The organism is Kribbella qitaiheensis (assembly GCF_042657745.1).
Lineage (GTDB): Bacteria > Actinomycetota > Actinomycetes > Propionibacteriales > Kribbellaceae > Kribbella > Kribbella qitaiheensis.
Genome location: NZ_JBHSKE010000007.1, coordinates 96,165 through 113,904 on the forward strand (window position 1 = coordinate 96,165; position 17,740 = coordinate 113,904).

Here is a 17,740-nt window from a genome sequence, read left to right on the forward strand (position 1 = left end):
AGGTACAGCCCGGCCCCGACCAGCGCCGCCCGGGAGAGTTCGCCGCGGCCGCTGGAGACGAGGAAGCCGTAGCGGAACAGACCGGTCAGGAAAGGCTCGAAGGACACGGTGAGTAGCTGGCGGAACACGTCGTCGCCGAGGTACTGACCAGCAGAGCGGTACTGGTCATGGCAGGAGGTTCAGTCGCTCGGCGAGGGCGGAGGTGAAACGCCGGTCCGGGTCGAGGCGGTCCCGCGTCCGCTGCCAGGTCTTGAGCCGCGGATACATATCCGGGAGGAGAGCGGGGTCCAATGTCGAGTCCTTGGCGAGGTAGACGCGACCGCCGGCGTCGGCGACCATCGCGTCGATCGAGTGCAATTTGCTGTCGTTCTGCACCCAGCGTGCAGGCAGGTCGGCCGCCAGGGTCCAGCCGTGGATGGGGAAGGACAGCGGACCGGGTGTGCCGAATCCGAGGTTCTTCAGCGTGGTGAGAGCCGGTGACAGCCGGCTACCGACCAGGAAGGCGAGCACGCGTCGCAGTACGGCAGTCGCCTCACTGGGGATGGCGAATTGGTACTGGATCAGGCCGCGGCGTCCGAAGGCGGCGGGCCAGGCGTCAAGGCGATCCAGCGGGCACAGCGCGGACATCAGAGGAAGCAGGCGTTGGTTGCGCGCGCCGGCGAAATGCCACCTCGCGGCCGAGGCCGCTGCGATCGTGGGCCGGAAGACCACTCCGGGTCCGGGTAGTGACCGGATGGCTCGGCCTGTGACGAATCGCCGCCGATCGGGCTGTAGTTGGACTGCTGGTGGCAGATCGGCGACCCGGGCCGGGTGCGCCTCGTCCACTACTCCCCGGCCGAGCCTCGGCCCGGGCGTGTGGGTATCGAGCCAGGCGACCACATGCAGGTTGGGATCACCCTCCTGCTGCGTGGCCAGCTCACGCAGTACGTCTATCGTTTCGTCGAGCGAGCGGGTCCTTCGGCGGCGCTGCACCGCCCAGCCTGTCTCGACGGGCTGGAGCTGGATTCCTGCTCGCAGGATCACGCCGGTGAGTCCCATGCCGCCGAGGGTGGCCCAGAAGCCATCAGGGTCGTGGCCGGCCGACAGTTCGGTGGTCTTGCCGTCCGCATCCAGCAGGGCCAGCCAGAGCACGTGCTGCCCGAATGAGCCGGCGCCTGGGTGGTTCTTCCCGTGTACGTCGCTGGCGAGGGCGCCGCCCACCGTGATGCGTGCGGTGCCCGGCAGGACGGGGAGCGACCAGCCCAGCGGGAGCACCTGGTCCATCAGGTCAGCGAGTACGGCTCCGGCCTCGACCACGATCACGCCGTTGCGCTGGTCGAACGACAGCACCCGATTGCGAGGGGTCAGGTCCAGCGCGATCCCCTGCTCGGGCAGCGCTGCGTCACCGCAACTGCGCCCGGCGCCGCGAACAGTCAGCTGGCCGCCGGATCTGACTACCTCGATCAGCTCCTCATCGCTGGCGGGCCGGCGGACGATACTCCGGCGGCGAGACGATCGGCCCCAGCCAGACAGTGCGACGGTTGGATCGTCGGGGGTCATGCGACGGGCCGGGAGCGTTGCCGGAGGAACTCCAGTCCCACTGGCACGAGCGAGACCACGATGATCACGGCGATGATCGGCAGCAGATACTTGTCGACACCGGGGATCTGCGAGCCGAGCAGGTGTCCGGCGAGCACGAGTCCGATCGTCCAGACGACGCCACCGGCGACCTGCCAGCGGGTGAAGACCGTGGCATCGATCCGCAGGGCCCCGGCCACCGGGTTCATCACCGTGCGGACGCCGGGGATGAAGCGGGCGAGCACCACGGCCCTGCCCACGCCGTAGGACTCCAGGTGCTCCCTGGCCCGTTCCGCCGCGCGCTTCAGCCGCGGTCGTTCCACGATGGACGGACCGAGCTTGCGGCCGATCAGGTAGCCGACCTGGGCCCCCATCACCGCTCCCAAGGGCGCGAAAACCAGAGTGAGCGGCAAGGACAGATGAATGCCGGTGGTGGTCAACAGACCGGCGGTGAACAGCAGCGAGTCACCGGGCAGGAAGAACCCGATCAGCAGACCGGTCTCGGCGAACATCACCAGCAGTACCGCCCACGGGCCCAGCTGGGACAGCAGGCTCTGCGGGTCGAGCAGATTCATCATGTCCCCGACGGTAGGTAGTCGGTGCTGAGAGCAGGCTGAGAGGCGTTGTAGAGGTCCACGTGCTGGTTGATCACGGTCGGCCAGATCATGGCGGGGTCGGTGAATCTGTTGTGGGACTGCAGTTTCCGGAGCAGCGGACGGTCGGTCAGCAGCTCGGAGGCGACCCGGGCCATCTCCTGGTGGTTGTCCACCAGGAAGCCCTCGACTCCGTCACGGACGAACTCGCCGACGCCGCCTGACGCCATCGCGACGACGGCCAACCCGGCGCAACGGGCTTCAAGCGCTGCCACGCCGAAGGACTCGAGTTCAGCCGGAGCCAGGTAGATGTCTGCGGAGGCGTAGAGCTGCTGTATCTCGAAGCGAGTCAGGCGACCGGGCAGCTCGACCCAGTCGAGGCCAAGACGCCTGGTCGCTCTGACCATCGCGGATGCCTGGGGACCGCTGCCGACCACCACACCCCGCAGTGGGAGGTCGCCCGGCAGTCTCCGGCGAATGTCCTGCAGAGTCTCGAGGAGGGCGCCGGGACGCTTCCGCTGTGTCAGGCGCATCGTGCTCACGATGGTCAATGGATGGTCGAGCCGCGGAGGTTGCTGCCAGGGCGCGGGATCGATGCCGTTGTGCAGTACTGCGACCGCCCGGTGCGGCAAGGCCTTGCGCAGGCTTCGCGCCACCACCTCGCTGACGGCGGTCCACCGCACCCGAGGTCCGAAGTCGCGGTCGACTCGGGCGAGTAGCCACGGGAGGAGCACATCGTCGGATGCCGGCAGGGAGTGGAGCGTCACGATCGCGGGGAGATCGAGACCGGCTGCGATCCGGGACGCGCGCCAGGCGAGCGGGGAGACGAACGATATGTGCGCGTGGACTACGTCGTACTCGCCGGACCGGAGTTCGCTGCGGAGCGCCTCGCTGGAGGTAGGGATGCCCGCGATGGACGGCAGGCGCAGTACAGGGACATCGTTGACCTGGGACGGCGAGGAGGTGGCGGTGAAGACGGTGACGGCGTGACCCGCCCGGCGGAGTTGGACCGCGAGATCGTGCACGTGCAGCTCGATCCCGCCAAACCGCGGCAGATAGACGTCGCTGACGAGCGCGATCCTCACGCCGCGACTGCCCGCTTGCGATTCGCCAGCAGCCAGAGCCCGAGAGTTACTCCCCCGACCGGGATCTCCAGCAGATAGGTGAAACCGCGGAACAACACCATCCCCGCGGTCACGGCGGCCGGCTGACCCCCCAGGGCCACCAGCGCCGCGGTGGTTCCGACCTCGACGACACCCGCGCCGCCCGGCGTGATCGGGATGAGCGTCAGCAACCGCTCGACGGCCAGCCCGGTGATCAGCACGGGTGGGCTGAGCGAGGTCCCGAGCAACTGAAAGCACAACCAGAGAAGGGCAAGCTGCAGCACCAGGTAGGCGACCATTCCCCCGGTCATCGGCAACCACCCGCCCCGGAACACCCGCAGGACCGACTGCCGCAACACGGGCAGGGATCGTTCCAACCCCGGTTGTTTCCTGATCACACCGACGACACGGTCAAGGCCGCGACCTGCCGCGGTCGCGGAATTCGCGCTGGCCAGGAACCAGACGACAGCGACCAGGGCGACCACGACCGGAGCCAGCAGCATGCCGGTGCGACCTACGGGCAGTGCCGTGGCCGTGTGGGCGATGGGGGCGAGGGCCAGGGCCACAGCGACAACGCCAAGTTTTGCTACGACATTGACGAGAGTGGTGACCGCCAGGAAGCCACCGAACGCGGCCGAGCTGAAGCCCCAGCGGCGGGTCATCGCGAAGTTGAGGCCGGTACCTGCGGCTCCACCCAAGGGCAAGACGTTCGCGACCGCGCTACCGGTGAGGCTGAGGGTCAGACCGCGGCGTTTGGTCAGTCCAGGCAGCGAGGCGGCCAGCACGAACGAATGTGCCCACAGGCCGGCGATCCAGACCACCGCCAGTCCGACGATGGCGGGCGGCGAGAGGCGACCGAGGAGTGCGCCGACTGTCACCCAACTGGTACCGACGGCTCGTGGTAGCAATGCGACCAGAGCCACGGTGAAGGCGCTGGTCAGCACCGAGGTGATCGTGCGCCGGGTTCTGCCAGCTGTCCTCATCCGAGATCCTGTTCCGCGTTCGGCCTGTACCGGCTCATCGTGGAAGGAGGCCGCTGAGAGGGCCCTGAGAGCAGTTCGGCCCGGTGGAATCGACGTGCCATCGTGGTTGGATGCCCTACACCTTGGTGTCTTTCCACGCGCATCCGGACGATGAGGCATTGCTGACGGGCGGCACTCTCGCCCGCGCCGCCGCCGAGGGGCACCGCGTTGTTCTCGCCGTGGCGACGGACGGTGAAGCGGGCGCAGCGTCAACGCAGTACCGGTCGAACCTCGCGGCCCATCGGCGTGACGAGCTCGACCGATCCGCCGATGCTCTCGGGTGCGCACGCGTTGTGCGCTTCGGTTTCCGGGACTCCGGCTGGTCCCGGACATCCGCCCCGGCACCCGGTGCCTTCAGTGCCCTACCCGTGATGGAGGCGGCGGCGCCACTGGCCGAGCTGCTCGTCGAGGAGAAGGCCGACGCTCTCACCATCTACGATCCAGCGGGCGGTTACGGTCACCCCGATCACAAGCAGGTCCACACGGTCGGCATCTATGCCGCCCGCCTGGCCGCCACTCCCTTGGTGCTGGAGGCAACGATCGACCGCACCATGATCCGCCGTCTGATCCGGCTGGTCGAAGCCCTGCCCGGCGTCCTGCCCGCCATCCACGCCGCCGACTTCGCCGACGCCTACACGGCTCGCGAGCACCTCACCCACCGCGTCGACGTCCGCGCGTACGCCGACGCCAAGCGCCGCGCACTCGAAGCCCACGCCAGTCAGGCAAGCTCCGAGTCCGACAGCGCCAGAACCCTTGCCCTGCTCCTCAAACTCCCACCCTGGCTCTTCCGCCGATTCCTCGGCCACGAGTGGTTCGTCGAGCGCGGCCGCTCCCCCCACAGACTCGACGACGACCTCTTCGCGTCGCTCAGACAACGCTGACTCCGTCCGCCCTCCGGGGTCACTCAGCGGATTCTCAGCGAACGGGGGACAGACTGGCTACATGCGGGTGCTGATGGTGGAGGACGAGGTGCGGCTGGCCGAGACGGTGCGGCGAGGGCTCACCGATGCCGGATTCGTGGTCGAGCTCGTCGACAACGGCGAGGACGCCGTCTGGGCGGCGACCGAGAACAGCTACGACGTGATCGTGCTCGACATCATGCTGCCCAAGCTGAACGGCTACAAGGTGCTCGAACAGCTCCGCGAGCGTGGAGTCTGGACACCGGTACTGATGCTCACCGCGAAGGACGGCGAATACGACCAGACCGACGCGTTCGACCTGGGCGCCGACGACTACTTGACCAAGCCGTTCAGTTTCCTCGTCCTGGTCGCCCGGCTCAGGGCCTTGATCCGCCGCGGTGGACCCGAGCGTCCGGTCGTGCTCGTGGCCGGCGACCTGACGCTCGACCCGGCCCGGCGCCGGGTCGAGCGCGCCGGACAGGAGGTGGCACTGACTCCACGGGAGTACGGCCTGCTGGAGTTCCTGATGCGGCATCGCGGCGACACGGTCAACAAGATGGAGATCCTGGAAAACGTCTGGGACCCGGCCTTCGACGGCGACCCGAACGTGGTCGAGGTCTACATCCGCTACCTCCGGCTGAAACTCGACGCCCCCTTCGGCCGGCACGCGATCGAAACGGTTCGCGGCATGGGGTACCGGCTCGACAGCGATGGCGGCTGAATGACCACGACGCAAGAAGAAACGAAGCTGAGCATCCGCCGGTACGCCGTACCGGTGGTGAGCGCAGCGGTCGCGGTGGCCGGGACCATCGGGGTGATCGGTCTGGCCGACGCAGCGACCGAATCAGACGGCCTCGCCGCTTTCGACCCCGAGTTCACCGCGGATGCGGTAGCCAGCCGGACTCCTGTGCTGACGGCTCTGGCTCGAGCATTCACCTTTATCGGCGACGTACCCGTGCTGGTGGCTCTCATGCTCATGGCAGCCCTGCTCCTGTGGCGCTGGACGCGCGGCCTGCGAGCGCCTGCGTTGCTGCTGTTCGCCATGGCCGGCTCGGCGGGACTCACCTATGGCGTGAAGGCTCTCGTCGAACGAAAGCGGCCGGGCATCACCTTCGTGCTCGGTCCGGTCGACAACAGCTTCGCCTTTCCCTCCGGCCATACGTTGAACTCGACGGTCTTCTTCGTCACGTTGGCAGGACTGTTGTGGGTAGGAGTGCGCTCCTCTGGTGCGAGAGCCGCACTGGCTGTCGCTGCCGTCCTCATGAGCCTGGGCATCGGCCTGAGCCGCGTCTACCTCGGCTATCACTGGGCGACCGATGTGCTTGCCGGATGGACGGTGGCCGTCACCTGGCTGGCGCTGGTCTCGCTGGTGGCCTACTTCAGCCGACACCAGCCGGAGCAGCAACAGGAAGCTTGACCACGAAGCGCGCGCCGCCCAGCGCCGACTCACTGATCTCGACGGTGCCGCCGTGACCTCGGACAACCTCGTCGACGATCGCCAAGCCGAGTCCAGAGCCACCGCTGCCACGGTCGCGGCTCGCGTCCAACCGGACGAACCGCTCGAAAACGCGGGAACGCTCCTGCTCCGGGATGCCGTCCCCATCGTCTTCCACCGTCACAGTCGCGGTTCCGCCCTCTTGGGCCAGCGTGAACCGCACTTTTCCGTGAGCCGCCAGTACGGCGTTGTCGGCGAGGTTGCGGATCACCTGACTGAGCTTGGCCGCGTCGCCCGTGACCCGGACGGCCGGTACGACGCCCTCCACGGACGGCCCACCCGCAGTACGCAGGCGGCGGAGTTCGACGTCGACCAGATCATCGAGATCGACGTCGGTTCGCTGGATCTGCAGTCCGGTGTCGTCTGCCTTGGCGAGCAGGAGGAGATCCTCGACGAGCCGCCGCATCCGCTCGGTCTCCGCCTGCATCACCTGGTGCAGCTCGGGCGCGGCCTGGCCGGATTCGTCCGCGACGATCACGTCCAGGGCCGCCATCAGGCTGGCGATCGGCGATCGGAGCTCGTGGCTCGCATCCGCGACGAAGCGTCGCTGCGTCTCCTGCCCAGCCTGCAACCGGTCGAGCATCTCGTTCATGGTCACCGCCAGCTTGGCGATCTCGTCGTCGCTGGCCGGCACCGGCACCCGGTCCGCGAGTTGCTCGACGCCGATCCCATGCACCCTCGACCTGATCCGTTCGACTGGTCGTAGTGCCCTGCCGACGAGCATCCAGGTCGCGACGCCCACGAGCGCGAGCAACACCGGGAAGCCGACCAGCAGGTACGTCGTCACTGTGGTCACGGTGTCCCGCTGGGTCTCCACCGACGACGCCACGACGACCGTGTACCGCGCACCCTGGAACTCGGTGCCACGAGCAACGATCAGGTAGGGGTTGTCGTCGTCGAGCAACGGCATCTCGCCGACCTCGTCGCGCACGGTCTGCCCGGAGTCCGGTCTGGCATCGGTCAGTGGCGCACCGGCGCCGCGGGGTGACGAGCTCGCCACCACCTGGTTCTGCGCGTTCACCACCTGGATCAGCTGCGACACGCGCGTGTTCTCGACCAGCTCCCGATCCAGCCCGCTCTCGCCCTCCTCCTGCACCTGGTTCGCCACGTCGAAGGCACGCGACTCAGCCTGGTCGGCGACGCTCGTGATCAGGGTTCGCTGCAACAGCAGCAACAGGATCGCCGCACCGACCGCCAGTGCTGCGGCGACCACCAGCAACGCGGCTGCGGTCGAGCGTGCCCTCACCCCGGACCTGCGAATGAACGCCGGCATTCTCATCGGACACACCTTCCTTCTGCCGCTACCGAGCCACGTGAAGCGCCCTCCCGTCATAGTGCCACCGGCAACCAGTGGAACCACACGATCCGCCCTTGGCCGCACTCAGCTCAGTTGCCGCAGACTCGCCTCCAGGTTGAGGCCAAGGGAGTGGTCAGGCTGGTGCCGAACGCATAGGTCACGTCCTGGGGTGCCAAGTAATGGGCGCGCAGGGCCTGGACTGCGATCCTGATCGGAAGGTACGCGACGAGCGTGACCAACATGGCCGGAACCGCATCAGCCGTGCGGCGGCATCCTCGTTGACGCGGACACCGGATGCGGTTGGCGCTCCTCGACACCGACGACCTGGTGGGCGGCCAGCGCCCAGCCCCACATGAGCGGCAGCAGCGCGTTGCCCATTGACGTCACCTCCGTGATCGCGAAGAAGAACGGCAGGAACACGATCAGCAGCCAGGCCGTCGTTCGCGGCCGAAAGCCGCTGCGGACCAGCATGATTCCCAGCACGGCGCCGCCAAGCGCGATGAGCGCGAAGGCCACCAGTCCGGCTCCGAAGAACTGGTCGGTCCACGGCGTGTAGTAGTCGCCGGCCACTGAAAGCGTCAGGATCGCGTAGGCCGCGAGTTGGACCCGCCAGGCCCACTTCTCGGCGCCCTTTGGCTGGCGGTGCCGGTAGACCAGGTACGCCGCGGCGGCGAACGCGAGGCAGACCGGCAGCCAGATCTTGCCGTAGGTCCAGTAGACGAAGTACGGGTCTGACCAATCGAGCAGTGGCCGCACCGCGTCCATCGCGGGCACGGCCCAGGCACGGGTGAGCGGATACGCGAGGTCGTCGGGGTGGCTGTTGATCCGGGCCAGCGCGTGCAACTCACCGGCGACCGTGCCGAAGGCCGCCATCGTCCAGGCGGAGAGGCTGATCCGGCGCGCCAGGGTCGGAGTGATGTTGGTTGCTGTGTGGTGCATGTTCGTCCTCCCTCTGTTGGCCGGTTCGCCCGACCTCACTGGCGAACGTACGGACCAGGGACGCTCGCAGTCGTCGTGCGTGCGCAGGACTCCCGGTGGACCGGAGCAGGATCCTCGAGTCCTCCGCAGGTAGGACGCAAAGGCACCGCCTCGGGCGTACCGTCTCAATCGTGAGCCGCCGAAATTGGGCCTTCGACATCGCTGTGGCGACGGTGGTCTGCCTGCTCGGGCAGCTTGAGGCGTGGTGGGGCATCGGGGCCACCCACCGGCAGGGGCCGCTCTGGGCGCAGTCACTCCTGTATGCAGTGACGGCGCTCCTTCTGGTAGGTCGTCGGGTGCACCCTCTTGCCGTCCTCGTGGCAATAGTGGCGGTGTACATCGCGGAGTTCGCCGTGTACGGCTCGCCCGAGGGATACGGCGTTGCGCTCGCCCCGCTGATCGCGATCTACAGTGTCGGGCGATACGTCGAGCCGGCACGGGCCGCGCTCGGGCTCGGGCTGGGCGTTGTCCTGTGGGCCGGCTGGGCAGCCTTCGACCCCATGAACCACGACCTCTCCGACCGCCTCGACGCAATCGTCTGGCTCGCGCCGTGGGTCATCGGCTGGCTGGTCGGGGCGCTGGTGCGGACGACAATGCTCTACCGCGAGCAGCGGCGGGTGACTCGCGAGCACTTCACGTACCGGGCCGTGGTCGAGGAACGCAACCGGATCGCGCGCGAACTGCACGATGTCATCGGCCACAGCGTCACCGTCATGACCGTTCAGGCCTCGGCGGTGCGGCGCCGGCTGACCGACCAGCAGGTGGCCGAGCGCGAGGCGCTGGAAACCGTTGAGGCCGTCGGACGGGAAGCACTCGCGGAGATGCGACGGATGGTGGGTGTGCTACGTCAGGAGGGCGACGCCTCGGCAGCCGAGGAGCGCGAGCCGCCACCCGGACTGGACCAGCTCGACCAGCTGGTCGGGAAGTTCCGCGCCGCCGGTCTGCCGGTCGAGCTCACGGTGACTGGGACGGCTCGCAGCCTCGCACAGGGCCTGGACCTCACGGCGTACCGGCTCGTTCAGGAGGGCCTCACCAACACGTTCCGCCATGCCCGGAGCCCGCGCCGGGCGGAGGTGGTGATCGACTACGGCCCGGACCGGCTCCAGCTGGCCGTTCGGGACGACGGCCAGACACCAAAGCCAGGTCAGGCCCAGCTGATCAAGCCCAGCAACGGCCTCCTCGGCATGCGCGAGCGGGTCGCGGTCTACGGCGGCTCACTCGCGACGCGGACGCGGCCGGAGGGTGGCTTCGAGCTCGTCGCCTCGTTGCCGTTGGAGCCGACATGAGCCAGCCCACGTCTCCCGCAGCAGGATCCAAGCCCGCCAGCCCCATCGGCGTACTCATCGTCGACGATCAGGCGCTGGTGCGGGCCGGATTCCGAATGATCCTCGAGATCGAGCCGGACATCACCGTTGCAGGCGAGGCCGCGAATGGCGTTCAGGCGCTGGAACTGGCCGCGCGGGTGCGGCCCGACGTAGTGCTGATGGACGTACGAATGCCCGGCATGGGCGGAATCGAGGCCACGCGCCGGCTACGGGCCGACCGCGCCGCCCACGCGCGGGTCGTCATGCTGACCACGTTCGACATGGACGAATACGTCTTCGAGGCCCTGCAGGCCGGTGCGAGCGGATTCCTGCTGAAAGACGTGCAGCCCGAACTGCTGGTCACGGGAATACGCGCCGTGCACTCGGGCGAATCCCTGCTCGCACCGTCCGTGACCCGCAGGCTGATCGAGTCATTCCTCCAGACACCGAGATCGGTTGACACGGCGGCCCGCGCTCGGCTCGACGCGCTCACCGCACGTGAGCACGAGACGCTGCGACTTCTAGCGCGCGGGCTGACGAACTCCGAGATCGCGACCAAGCTCTACGTCTCGGAGACGACGGTCAAGACACACGTCGGGCGCGTGTTGATGAAGCTCGGCCTACGCGACCGAGTGCAAGCCGTCATCTACGCCTACGAGACAGGACTCATCAGCCGCACCAGCCGCCCCACCCGATGAAAGACGATCGGCTGCCGCTCAGTCTCGAGCGCCGACTGCGCTACTAGTGGTTCGGCAGGTGGTGGGTACGGGCGCGACCGAGGTCCTCGGCGGCGAGCATCGGTTGCATGACCAATTCAACTGTCTACATCGAGCGCGCGCCTGTGACCGGGGAGGCGAGGCGCGGACGACTGAGTCGGGCGACCGGGTTCTGGGCGATCGCTGTGAGCATGGCGATCCTGACCGCGTTCTCAACCGCACCGAGCCCTCTGTACGGCCTCTACAGGCGACAGGACCATCTGTCGTCGATCACGATCACCGTCGTTTACGCCGTGTTCGCCGCCGGGATCGTGGCAAGCCTGCTCCTCGTGGGCCATGTGTCGGACTGGTACGGGCGACGGACCGTGCTCATCCCCGCTCTGCTGACGGGTCTGGTGGCTGCACTGATCTTCGCCACGTCCACCTCGCTTCCCGCCCTGTTCGTCGGACGAGTGCTCACCGGTCTGGCCCTGGGGGCGGCCACCGCTACCGCCGGCGCCTACCTGACCGACCTGGACTCAGGCCCGGACGGTGTTGCGACGCGGCGAGCGCAGATAGTTTCCACGGTCGCGAACGTTGGTGGCCTAGCAGTCGGACCCCTGGCAGCCGGTCTGCTCGCGACGTACGTTCCCAACCTCCCGCGGCTGATCTACCTCATCTTCGCGGCGCTCTTGGTGCTCGCACTAGTCGCCACCTGGCTGTCTCCTGAGGTCAGGCCACTGCCCACACCCTGGCCCCGCTACCGCCCGCAACGGCTGGCCATTCCTGCAGCAGCGCCGGCCCAGTTCAATGCGGCGCTCACCGGCGACTTCCTGGTGTTCACCGTCTACGGCGTCTTCGCTGGATTGGCCTCCGCGTTCCTGTCCGGGCCGCTACACCGCTCGTCGCCCGCACTGGCCGGCCTGACCGTCTTCATCGCCTTCGGCGTCGGAGCCCTCACCCAGGTCTCGACCGCGACCTGGCCACTGCGCCGCCTGCTCGCCCTCGGCATTCCCGTACTGATTGTCGGGCTGGCCGTGATCGTGACCGCGGCGTGGGTGCACCCGCCGAGCTTGGCGTTCTTCCTGACCGGCGCGGCCCTGGCGGGCGTCGGGACCGGCAGCATCTTCCGAAGCGCCCTGTCGGTGGTCATCTCGACCGCACCGCCCAACGACCGCGCCGCTGCCTTGGCCCTCTTCTTCGTCGTGGGCTATCTCGGCCTCTCGGTCCCCGTCGTCGGCGCTGGGATCGCGCTGCAGTACGTGACCTTCAAGGTCATCCTCCTCACCTTCGCCATCGTAGTAGCCGCCGGCGTCCTCCTCGCCTCGCCACTGCTGCTACGCCTCTCCACAAAGAATTGAAGGGATTGCGGGGACTCAGACATGCAGGGTTGGCCGGTAGATCAGCTCTTGGGTGTGGCCGTCGAGCGTCCGGCTCTCGATCAACTCGAGGTCGAAGTCGGCCACACCCTGGAAGATCGGCTCCACTCCGGTCTGACCGGTGATCACAGGGAAGATCGTCACCTGGACGCGGTCGACCAGTCCGGCGGCCATCAGCGCCCGGTTCAGCGACAGGCTGCCGTGCGAGCGCAACGGCACCTCAGACTCCTCCTTGAGACGGGCGACAAGGTCGACGGCGTCGCCGCTCACGAGGGTCGCGTCCGGCCAGTCGAGGGGTCCTTCGAGTGTGGTCGACACCACCGTTGCCGGCAGGTCTCTCATCCGGGTAACCCACGGGTCACGCACCTCGGACCCCTCTGTGCTCGAGGCCAGCAACTGCACGAATGCCCGGTACGTGTTGGCCCCGAAGACCATCCGCTGCTCCTCGCCGTACAAGGCGAGGCGGCGGTCGAGCAGCTCGGGGCCTTGCTTGCCCCAGTAGCCGCCCCAGTCGCCGCTGCTGTTGTAGGAGCCGAAGCCGTCGAGGCTGGAAAAGATGTCGAAGGTGTAGGTAGCGGTCATGATGCTCTCCTCGAGTACGTGGGCCGCCCTCGTGGGCCGCCGCTCACTCCTGCTACGAACACATCGACCCCGATCCGACACAGCCCCCCGGACTTCGTTCGAGGACTTTCCGGTACGCCGGACCGCCGTTGAGCGCTGCCCCTATTTTCCGTACGGCGTGTGCTCGGAGGCGGCGTCGAGAGGGTTGGCGGCCATCCTGGAGCCTAGGCCGGACTGTACTGCGCGTGCGGCGGAACTGCCGGTCTTCCGCTCAGCCTGCGTCTGGAAGCAGGCGAGGAACTCGTCAGCGAGCCCGAGCCGCGGGTACTGCTGGAGTACTTCGGCCCGGAATATTGGGCTGAAGTCGTCGAGGTTCTTCCCCACGATGTCCACCGCCGCTGCCCGCGACAGCAGGTGGCCTTCGGGATCGTCGGCGATGTCCACGTCGGGCCACATGTGCCTGACGATGACTTCGCCGAGGCGTTCGCGGCGCTCGCTCGGCCAGCCTGCACCTGCGGCGAACACCCGGGCGACATGGCCGCTGGCCTCCTCGAAGGAGACGGTGTGACTGTCGAACTCCGGTACCAGGCTGATGTCGTGGAACATCGCAGCCACGAACAGCAGCTCGGCGTCGTACCGGATGCCCTGCTGCCTGCCGTAGCCGGCCGCCCACACGTAGACGCGGCGCGAGTGGTTCAGCAAGGCGGAGGACTGGTAGGCGGAGGCCACGTCCAAGGCCGCCGATGAGGCGGCCGTGTCAGGAATCGCGAGGTCGTCCAGAGTGATCATGCTTCGACGGTACGGCGCGGAAGGCCCCCGCTGCTGGTCCATTCCGATGGCACGATCATGGGCCACTCACGGCAGAAGCGGCCCATCACCTACGCCTCCAAGTGGCCCATCGACGGCGGAGGGCGAGTGCGTACTGTCGAAGTCGAACCAGTACAACGACTACCGCAAGGACCCTCATGCGTGCCATCACTGTCCGGGACCGCGAGGCCGGCGCCGGCGGACTGACCCTGACCGAGCTGCCCTATCCCCACGCCGCCGAGAACGACGTCATCGTGCAAGTCCACGCCGCCGGCTTCACCCGCGGCGAGCTGGACTGGCCAGGGACGTGGACCGACCGCGCCGGCCGCGACCGTACCCCCAGTGTCCCTGGCCACGAACTATCGGGTGTAGTCGTCGAGCTCGGCTACGGCACGACTGGTCTCACGGTCGGTCAGCGAGTCTTCGGACTGGCTGACTGGACCCGCAACGGTTCGCTCGCGGAGTACGCGGCCGTGGAGGCCCGCAACCTGGCCCCGCTCCCCGCCGACGTCGACCACGTCGCGGCGGCCGCTCTACCGATCTCCGGCCTGACGGCTTGGCAGGCCCTGTTCGACCACGCCCACCTGAAAACAGGCCAAACCCTCCTCATCCACGGAATCGGCGGTGCCGTAGGCTCCGTCGCCGCACAACTGGCCCAAGAGGCGGGAGCCCACATCATCGGCACCGGCCGAGCTTCTGACCAGGACCTGGCCGGCGATCTAGGCGTCCACAGGTTCCTCAACCTGGACGGCGAACACCTGGAGGACGCCGGCGAGGTCGACGTAGTACTCGATGTGATCGGCGGCGAGATCCGCGACCGCTCCACCGCGCTGGTACGCCCCGGCGGCACCCTCGTCACCATCGCCGGTCCACCCACCATCCACCCACGCGCCGGCCAAGCCATCTTCTTCGTCGTCGAGCCCAACCGCGAACAACTGACCCAGCTGGTCACCCGCCTCCACGCCGGCCGGCTCACACCGCTCGTCAACACCGTCCGTCCCCTGGCCGACGCCCCCGCCGCCTTCACCCCCGACGGGTCCACCCGCGGCAGAACGATCATCAAGGTCACCGCGGACTGACGGCCGACCACAGCCAGTACGCCTGCCGCGCCGCCACCCGCTGACCTGAGCGTCGGCATTGCGCCGGGGCGGTGGCTGATGCAAATCTGACCTCGTTGCGGCGTCTACCGATCAGGTCCGGGCTGGTGGGCAGTCGGGTATCCCGGGCGACGGCGGGGTGGGCATGGCAGATCGTGAACTGCGCGGTCGGCGACGGGAAACCGCCGTGCTGAACGGGTTGCTCAACGCCGCACGGACGGGCCAGAGCGAGGTACTGGTGCTCTGTGGTGAGGCCGGAGTCGGCAAGTCGGCGCTGCTGGACTCGCTGGTGGGGCGCAGCCAGTCGTTCCAGGTCGCTCGGGCTGTCGGGATCGAGTCCGAAATGGCGCTCGCCTTCTCCGGACTACATCAGCTGTGCCAACCGTTCCTGGACCGGCTCGACCGTCTTCCGCGTCCGCAGCACGAGGCGCTGGGTACTGCGTTCGGACTCCAGAGCGGACCGGTCCCGGACCGCTTTCTGGTCGGGCTGGCGGTCCTGAATCTGCTGTCAGAGGCGGCCGGTCACGACCCGGTACTGTGCATCGTCGACGACGCCCAGTGGCTTGACCAGGTGTCCGCTCAGGTCCTCGCGTTCGTCGCCCGGCGCCTCGCGGCCGAGTCGGTGGTGATGATCTTCGCCGTGCGGCATGGCGAGGCAGAAGAGCTGGCCGGGCTGCCCGAACTGGAGATCCGTGGCTTGGACGACGCCGATGCCCGGGCGCTGCTGGACTCGGTGCTCCCGGGTCCCGTCGATCCGCGCGTCCGGGACCGCATCGTCGCCGAGACACGCGGCAATCCGCTGGCCCTGGTCGAGCTGCCGCGGGCATGGAGCGTGACGGAGCTCGCGGACGCCGATACCGCGGGGACGCTGTCCAGCCGGATCGAAGAGGGCTTCGTGCGACGTCTCGAAGCGTTGCCAACCGACACCCGGCTGCTCCTGCTCACGGCGGCAGCGGAGCCGCTGGGTGACCCCACTCTGCTCTGGCGAGCGGCCGAGCGCTTGGGGCTCGGCGCCGACCCGGCCGCGGGCGCGATCGAGTCGGGACTGATCACCTTCGGTCAGCACGTCCGGTTTCGGCATCCACTGGTGCGGTCAGGGGCGTACCGGATGGCCTCCCTCCAGGACCGGCAAGCCGTGCACCAGGCACTGGCGGACGTGACAGATCCGGACACCTCTCCGGACCGGCGTGCGTGGCACCGCGCCCAGGCGACGGCCCTGCCGGACGAAGACATCGCCGCAGAACTCGAGAGATCGGCGCGAAGAGCGCTGGGCTGCGGCGGCCTCAGCGCGGCCTCCGACTTCCTCGAACGCTCTGCTGAGCTGACGCCCGAGCCGGACCGCCGGGCCGCGCGAGCGCTGGCCGCGGCGACGGCCAGGCGTGGATCCGGCGCGTTGGACACGGCCCTGGACCTGCTCAGCGGGGTGGCGGCCGGCCCACCGGACGCGCTCCGGCGCGCCGAGGTCGAGCGGCTGCGTGGACAGATCGCCTTCGACCAAGGCCGCGCACGCGACGCTGCTCGCTTGCTGCTCAGTGCTGCCAGGCAGCTCGATCCGCACGACCCGGCTCGGGCCCGGGTGACCTATCTGGAGGCGATGTCAGCCGCGATGTGGGCCAGCGGACCCGGGGCGCCAGGGATCTTGGCCGCGGCCGCAGCTGCGACCCCGCCCCCAGCCGACTCAGACCCACCGGCTGACCTCCTGCTTCAGGCGCTCGCACTGCGCTTCACCCGCGGGTACTCAGCCGCGGCACCGCACCTGACCAAGGCACTCGCCCAGGCCCGGGAGACGGACATCAGCGCCGACGACGTCGGCAGTTGGCTCTGGCTCGCCGGCAACCGGGCCAGCGGCATCGTCGCGATCGAACTGTGGGACTTCGACACCGCTTTCGAACTCGCCCGCCAGCAGGATCGGATGGCTCGACAGACCGGTGCGCTCGTTCAACTGCAGTTCGCGCTCAACTTCCGCGCCAACCTCGAGTGCCTCACCGGCGACCTGACCGCGGTGGCGGGCCTCGTCGAGGAGGAGCGCCAGATCGCGGCCGCGACCGGCAACCCCCGGGTCAGGTACGGCGGGCTGCTCCTCGAGGCCTTGCGGGGCAACGAGGTGGTGGCGAACGAGCTGATCGACGTCACCACCAGCGAGGCAGCCGAACACAACCAGGGCCGGATGGCGGCCTTCGCGACGTACGCGAAATCCGTTCTGCACAACGGTCTCGGCCGCTACGACGTCGCACGGGACGCTGCGCGGCAGGTGTTCGACCAGGACATCGTCGGGTACGGCGTCCTGGTCGTCGGCGAGCTGGCCGAGGCGGCGTCCCGGACCGGCGACACCAAGCTCGTCGAGACCGCACTCGGCTGGCTGACCGAACGCACCGCGGCCACGCCGACCGAGTGGGGCCACGGCATCGAAGCGCGGGTCCGGGCCCTGCTCGGCGCGGACGAGGACGCGTACCGCCGGTCGATCGAGCACCTCAGCCGGACCGGGCTCCGCGTCGAGGCGGCCCGCACCCATCTCCTGTACGGCGAGTGGCTGCGGCGCGAGGGACGACGCGTGGATGCCCGCGAGGAGTTGCGGACAGCCCACGAACAGCTCGGCGAGATGGGACTCGGGGCCTTTGCCGAGCGTGCCCGCCACGAACTACTGGCCACTGGCGAGACGGTCCGCAAACGTTCGCCCGAGACGCTCAACGATCTCACCGCGCAGGAGGCGCAGATCGCCGGGCTGGCCCGCGACGGGCTGACGAACGCCGAGATCGCGGCACAGCTGTACGTCAGCCCACGCACCGTGGAGTGGCACCTGCACAAGACGTTCTCCAAACTCGGCATCACCTCACGCCGGCAGCTTCGCGGCGCGCTTGCCCGCTCCGCCTGAGTCACACACTGGGGTATTCCACGGACGCGACGACGTCGGCCGACGACGACGATCGAAGGAGGAAGCGTCAGAGGAGTAGAC

At 68.4% G+C, this 17,740-nt stretch carries 16 protein-coding genes; 8 read left to right on the forward strand and 8 right to left on the reverse strand.

The window, feature by feature from the left end; translation table 11 throughout:
- Positions 1-165: 165 nt before the first annotated feature.
- From ACFPJ1_RS08215 to ACFPJ1_RS08230, 4 genes are read right to left on the reverse strand one after another with little or no spacing between them, the layout of a single operon-like run.
- Entirely contained in the window at positions 166-1,539 is a 1,374-nt protein-coding gene (locus ACFPJ1_RS08215) for an FAD-binding protein (RefSeq protein WP_380102560.1), read from the reverse strand.
- Positions 1,536-2,135, reverse strand: coding sequence for a DedA family protein (locus ACFPJ1_RS08220; protein ID WP_380102562.1), 600 nt, complete (start codon positions 2,133-2,135; stop codon positions 1,536-1,538). Before ACFPJ1_RS08220 ends, ACFPJ1_RS08215 begins: the two co-directional genes overlap by 4 nt.
- Positions 2,132-3,235 carry a glycosyltransferase family 4 protein gene (locus ACFPJ1_RS08225; protein ID WP_380102564.1) on the reverse strand — a complete coding sequence of 368 codons (1,104 nt, stop codon included), beginning with the start codon at positions 3,233-3,235 and terminating at the stop codon, positions 2,132-2,134. Before ACFPJ1_RS08225 ends, ACFPJ1_RS08220 begins: the two co-directional genes overlap by 4 nt.
- Entirely contained in the window at positions 3,232-4,236 is a 1,005-nt protein-coding gene (locus tag ACFPJ1_RS08230; RefSeq protein WP_380102566.1) for a lysylphosphatidylglycerol synthase domain-containing protein, read from the reverse strand. Before ACFPJ1_RS08230 ends, ACFPJ1_RS08225 begins: the two co-directional genes overlap by 4 nt.
- 110 nt (positions 4,237-4,346) lie before the next feature.
- Between ACFPJ1_RS08230 and ACFPJ1_RS08235 the strand changes: the two genes are divergently transcribed.
- The 3 genes from ACFPJ1_RS08235 to ACFPJ1_RS08245 all read left to right on the forward strand — a co-directional run bounded on the left by ACFPJ1_RS08235 (position 4,347) and on the right by ACFPJ1_RS08245 (position 6,591).
- Positions 4,347-5,156 carry a PIG-L deacetylase family protein gene (locus ACFPJ1_RS08235; protein WP_380102568.1) on the forward strand — a complete coding sequence of 270 codons (810 nt, stop codon included), beginning with the start codon at positions 4,347-4,349 and terminating at the stop codon, positions 5,154-5,156.
- Positions 5,157-5,217: 61 nt separating this feature from the next.
- Positions 5,218-5,895, forward strand: a complete 678-nt coding sequence (locus tag ACFPJ1_RS08240) for a response regulator transcription factor (protein WP_380102570.1) — start codon at positions 5,218-5,220, stop codon at positions 5,893-5,895.
- Positions 5,896-6,591: a phosphatase PAP2 family protein gene (locus ACFPJ1_RS08245; protein ID WP_380102572.1), complete on the forward strand. Its 696-nt coding sequence runs from the start codon at positions 5,896-5,898 to the stop codon at positions 6,589-6,591.
- Here ACFPJ1_RS08245 and ACFPJ1_RS08250 read toward each other — a convergent pair.
- Positions 6,554-7,948, reverse strand: coding sequence for a sensor histidine kinase (locus tag ACFPJ1_RS08250; RefSeq protein WP_380102574.1), 1,395 nt, complete (start codon positions 7,946-7,948; stop codon positions 6,554-6,556). The genes ACFPJ1_RS08245 and ACFPJ1_RS08250 overlap by 38 nt on opposite strands.
- Positions 7,949-8,221: 273 nt before the next feature.
- Positions 8,222-8,905 carry a hypothetical protein gene (locus tag ACFPJ1_RS08255; RefSeq protein WP_380102576.1) on the reverse strand — a complete coding sequence of 228 codons (684 nt, stop codon included), beginning with the start codon at positions 8,903-8,905 and terminating at the stop codon, positions 8,222-8,224.
- A 170-nt stretch (positions 8,906-9,075) separates the two neighbouring features.
- On the opposite strand from ACFPJ1_RS08255, the gene ACFPJ1_RS08260 reads away from it, so the two are divergent.
- The 3 genes from ACFPJ1_RS08260 to ACFPJ1_RS08270 all read left to right on the forward strand — a co-directional run bounded on the left by ACFPJ1_RS08260 (position 9,076) and on the right by ACFPJ1_RS08270 (position 12,304).
- Entirely contained in the window at positions 9,076-10,230 is a 1,155-nt protein-coding gene (locus tag ACFPJ1_RS08260) for a sensor histidine kinase (RefSeq protein WP_380102578.1), read from the forward strand.
- The gene (locus ACFPJ1_RS08265) at positions 10,227-10,946 is read left to right on the forward strand and encodes a response regulator (RefSeq protein ID WP_380102580.1); all 720 of its coding nucleotides are present in this window, start codon (positions 10,227-10,229) and stop codon (positions 10,944-10,946) included. Before ACFPJ1_RS08260 ends, ACFPJ1_RS08265 begins: the two co-directional genes overlap by 4 nt.
- A gap of 107 nt (positions 10,947-11,053) precedes the next feature.
- Positions 11,054-12,304 (forward strand): MFS transporter, encoded by a 1,251-nt coding sequence (locus ACFPJ1_RS08270; protein WP_380102582.1) that lies wholly within the window; start codon positions 11,054-11,056, stop codon positions 12,302-12,304.
- Between the two features lie 15 nt (positions 12,305-12,319).
- Here ACFPJ1_RS08270 and ACFPJ1_RS08275 read toward each other — a convergent pair whose 3' ends face one another.
- Positions 12,320-12,904: a dihydrofolate reductase family protein gene (locus ACFPJ1_RS08275; RefSeq protein ID WP_380102585.1), complete on the reverse strand. Its 585-nt coding sequence runs from the start codon at positions 12,902-12,904 to the stop codon at positions 12,320-12,322.
- Between the two features lie 141 nt (positions 12,905-13,045).
- A complete protein-coding gene (locus ACFPJ1_RS08280; protein ID WP_380102587.1) occupies positions 13,046-13,672 on the reverse strand; it encodes an HD domain-containing protein in 627 nt (208 codons plus the stop codon).
- 176 nt (positions 13,673-13,848) lie between these two features.
- Between ACFPJ1_RS08280 and ACFPJ1_RS08285 the strand changes: the two genes are divergently transcribed.
- Positions 13,849-14,769 carry an NADP-dependent oxidoreductase gene (locus ACFPJ1_RS08285; RefSeq protein WP_380102589.1) on the forward strand — a complete coding sequence of 307 codons (921 nt, stop codon included), beginning with the start codon at positions 13,849-13,851 and terminating at the stop codon, positions 14,767-14,769.
- 163 nt (positions 14,770-14,932) lie between these two features.
- Positions 14,933-17,659 carry an ATP-binding protein gene (locus tag ACFPJ1_RS08290; RefSeq protein ID WP_380102591.1) on the forward strand — a complete coding sequence of 909 codons (2,727 nt, stop codon included), beginning with the start codon at positions 14,933-14,935 and terminating at the stop codon, positions 17,657-17,659.
- Positions 17,660-17,740 lie beyond the last annotated feature (81 nt).

What these genes read in the sequence shown, in the direction of transcription:
- ACFPJ1_RS08240 (WP_380102570.1), top strand. Translation starts at nt 5,218, where the DNA reads ATGCGGGTGCTGATGGTGGAGGACGAGGTGCGGCTGGCCGAGACGGTG.
- ACFPJ1_RS08215 (WP_380102560.1), bottom strand. Translation starts at nt 1,539, where the DNA reads ATGACCCCCGACGATCCAACCGTCGCACTGTCTGGCTGGGGCCGATCG.
- ACFPJ1_RS08280 (WP_380102587.1), bottom strand. Translation starts at nt 13,672, where the DNA reads ATGATCACTCTGGACGACCTCGCGATTCCTGACACGGCCGCCTCATCG.
- ACFPJ1_RS08285 (WP_380102589.1), top strand. Translation starts at nt 13,849, where the DNA reads ATGCGTGCCATCACTGTCCGGGACCGCGAGGCCGGCGCCGGCGGACTG.
- ACFPJ1_RS08270 (WP_380102582.1), top strand. Translation starts at nt 11,054, where the DNA reads ATGACCAATTCAACTGTCTACATCGAGCGCGCGCCTGTGACCGGGGAG.
- ACFPJ1_RS08220 (WP_380102562.1), bottom strand. Translation starts at nt 2,135, where the DNA reads ATGATGAATCTGCTCGACCCGCAGAGCCTGCTGTCCCAGCTGGGCCCG.
- ACFPJ1_RS08290 (WP_380102591.1), top strand. Translation starts at nt 14,933, where the DNA reads ATGGCAGATCGTGAACTGCGCGGTCGGCGACGGGAAACCGCCGTGCTG.
- ACFPJ1_RS08265 (WP_380102580.1), top strand. Translation starts at nt 10,227, where the DNA reads ATGAGCCAGCCCACGTCTCCCGCAGCAGGATCCAAGCCCGCCAGCCCC.
- ACFPJ1_RS08255 (WP_380102576.1), bottom strand. Translation starts at nt 8,905, where the DNA reads ATGCACCACACAGCAACCAACATCACTCCGACCCTGGCGCGCCGGATC.
- ACFPJ1_RS08275 (WP_380102585.1), bottom strand. Translation starts at nt 12,904, where the DNA reads ATGACCGCTACCTACACCTTCGACATCTTTTCCAGCCTCGACGGCTTC.
- ACFPJ1_RS08245 (WP_380102572.1), top strand. Translation starts at nt 5,896, where the DNA reads ATGACCACGACGCAAGAAGAAACGAAGCTGAGCATCCGCCGGTACGCC.
- ACFPJ1_RS08235 (WP_380102568.1), top strand. Translation starts at nt 4,347, where the DNA reads ATGCCCTACACCTTGGTGTCTTTCCACGCGCATCCGGACGATGAGGCA.
- ACFPJ1_RS08230 (WP_380102566.1), bottom strand. Translation starts at nt 4,236, where the DNA reads ATGAGGACAGCTGGCAGAACCCGGCGCACGATCACCTCGGTGCTGACC.
- ACFPJ1_RS08250 (WP_380102574.1), bottom strand. Translation starts at nt 7,948, where the DNA reads ATGAGAATGCCGGCGTTCATTCGCAGGTCCGGGGTGAGGGCACGCTCG.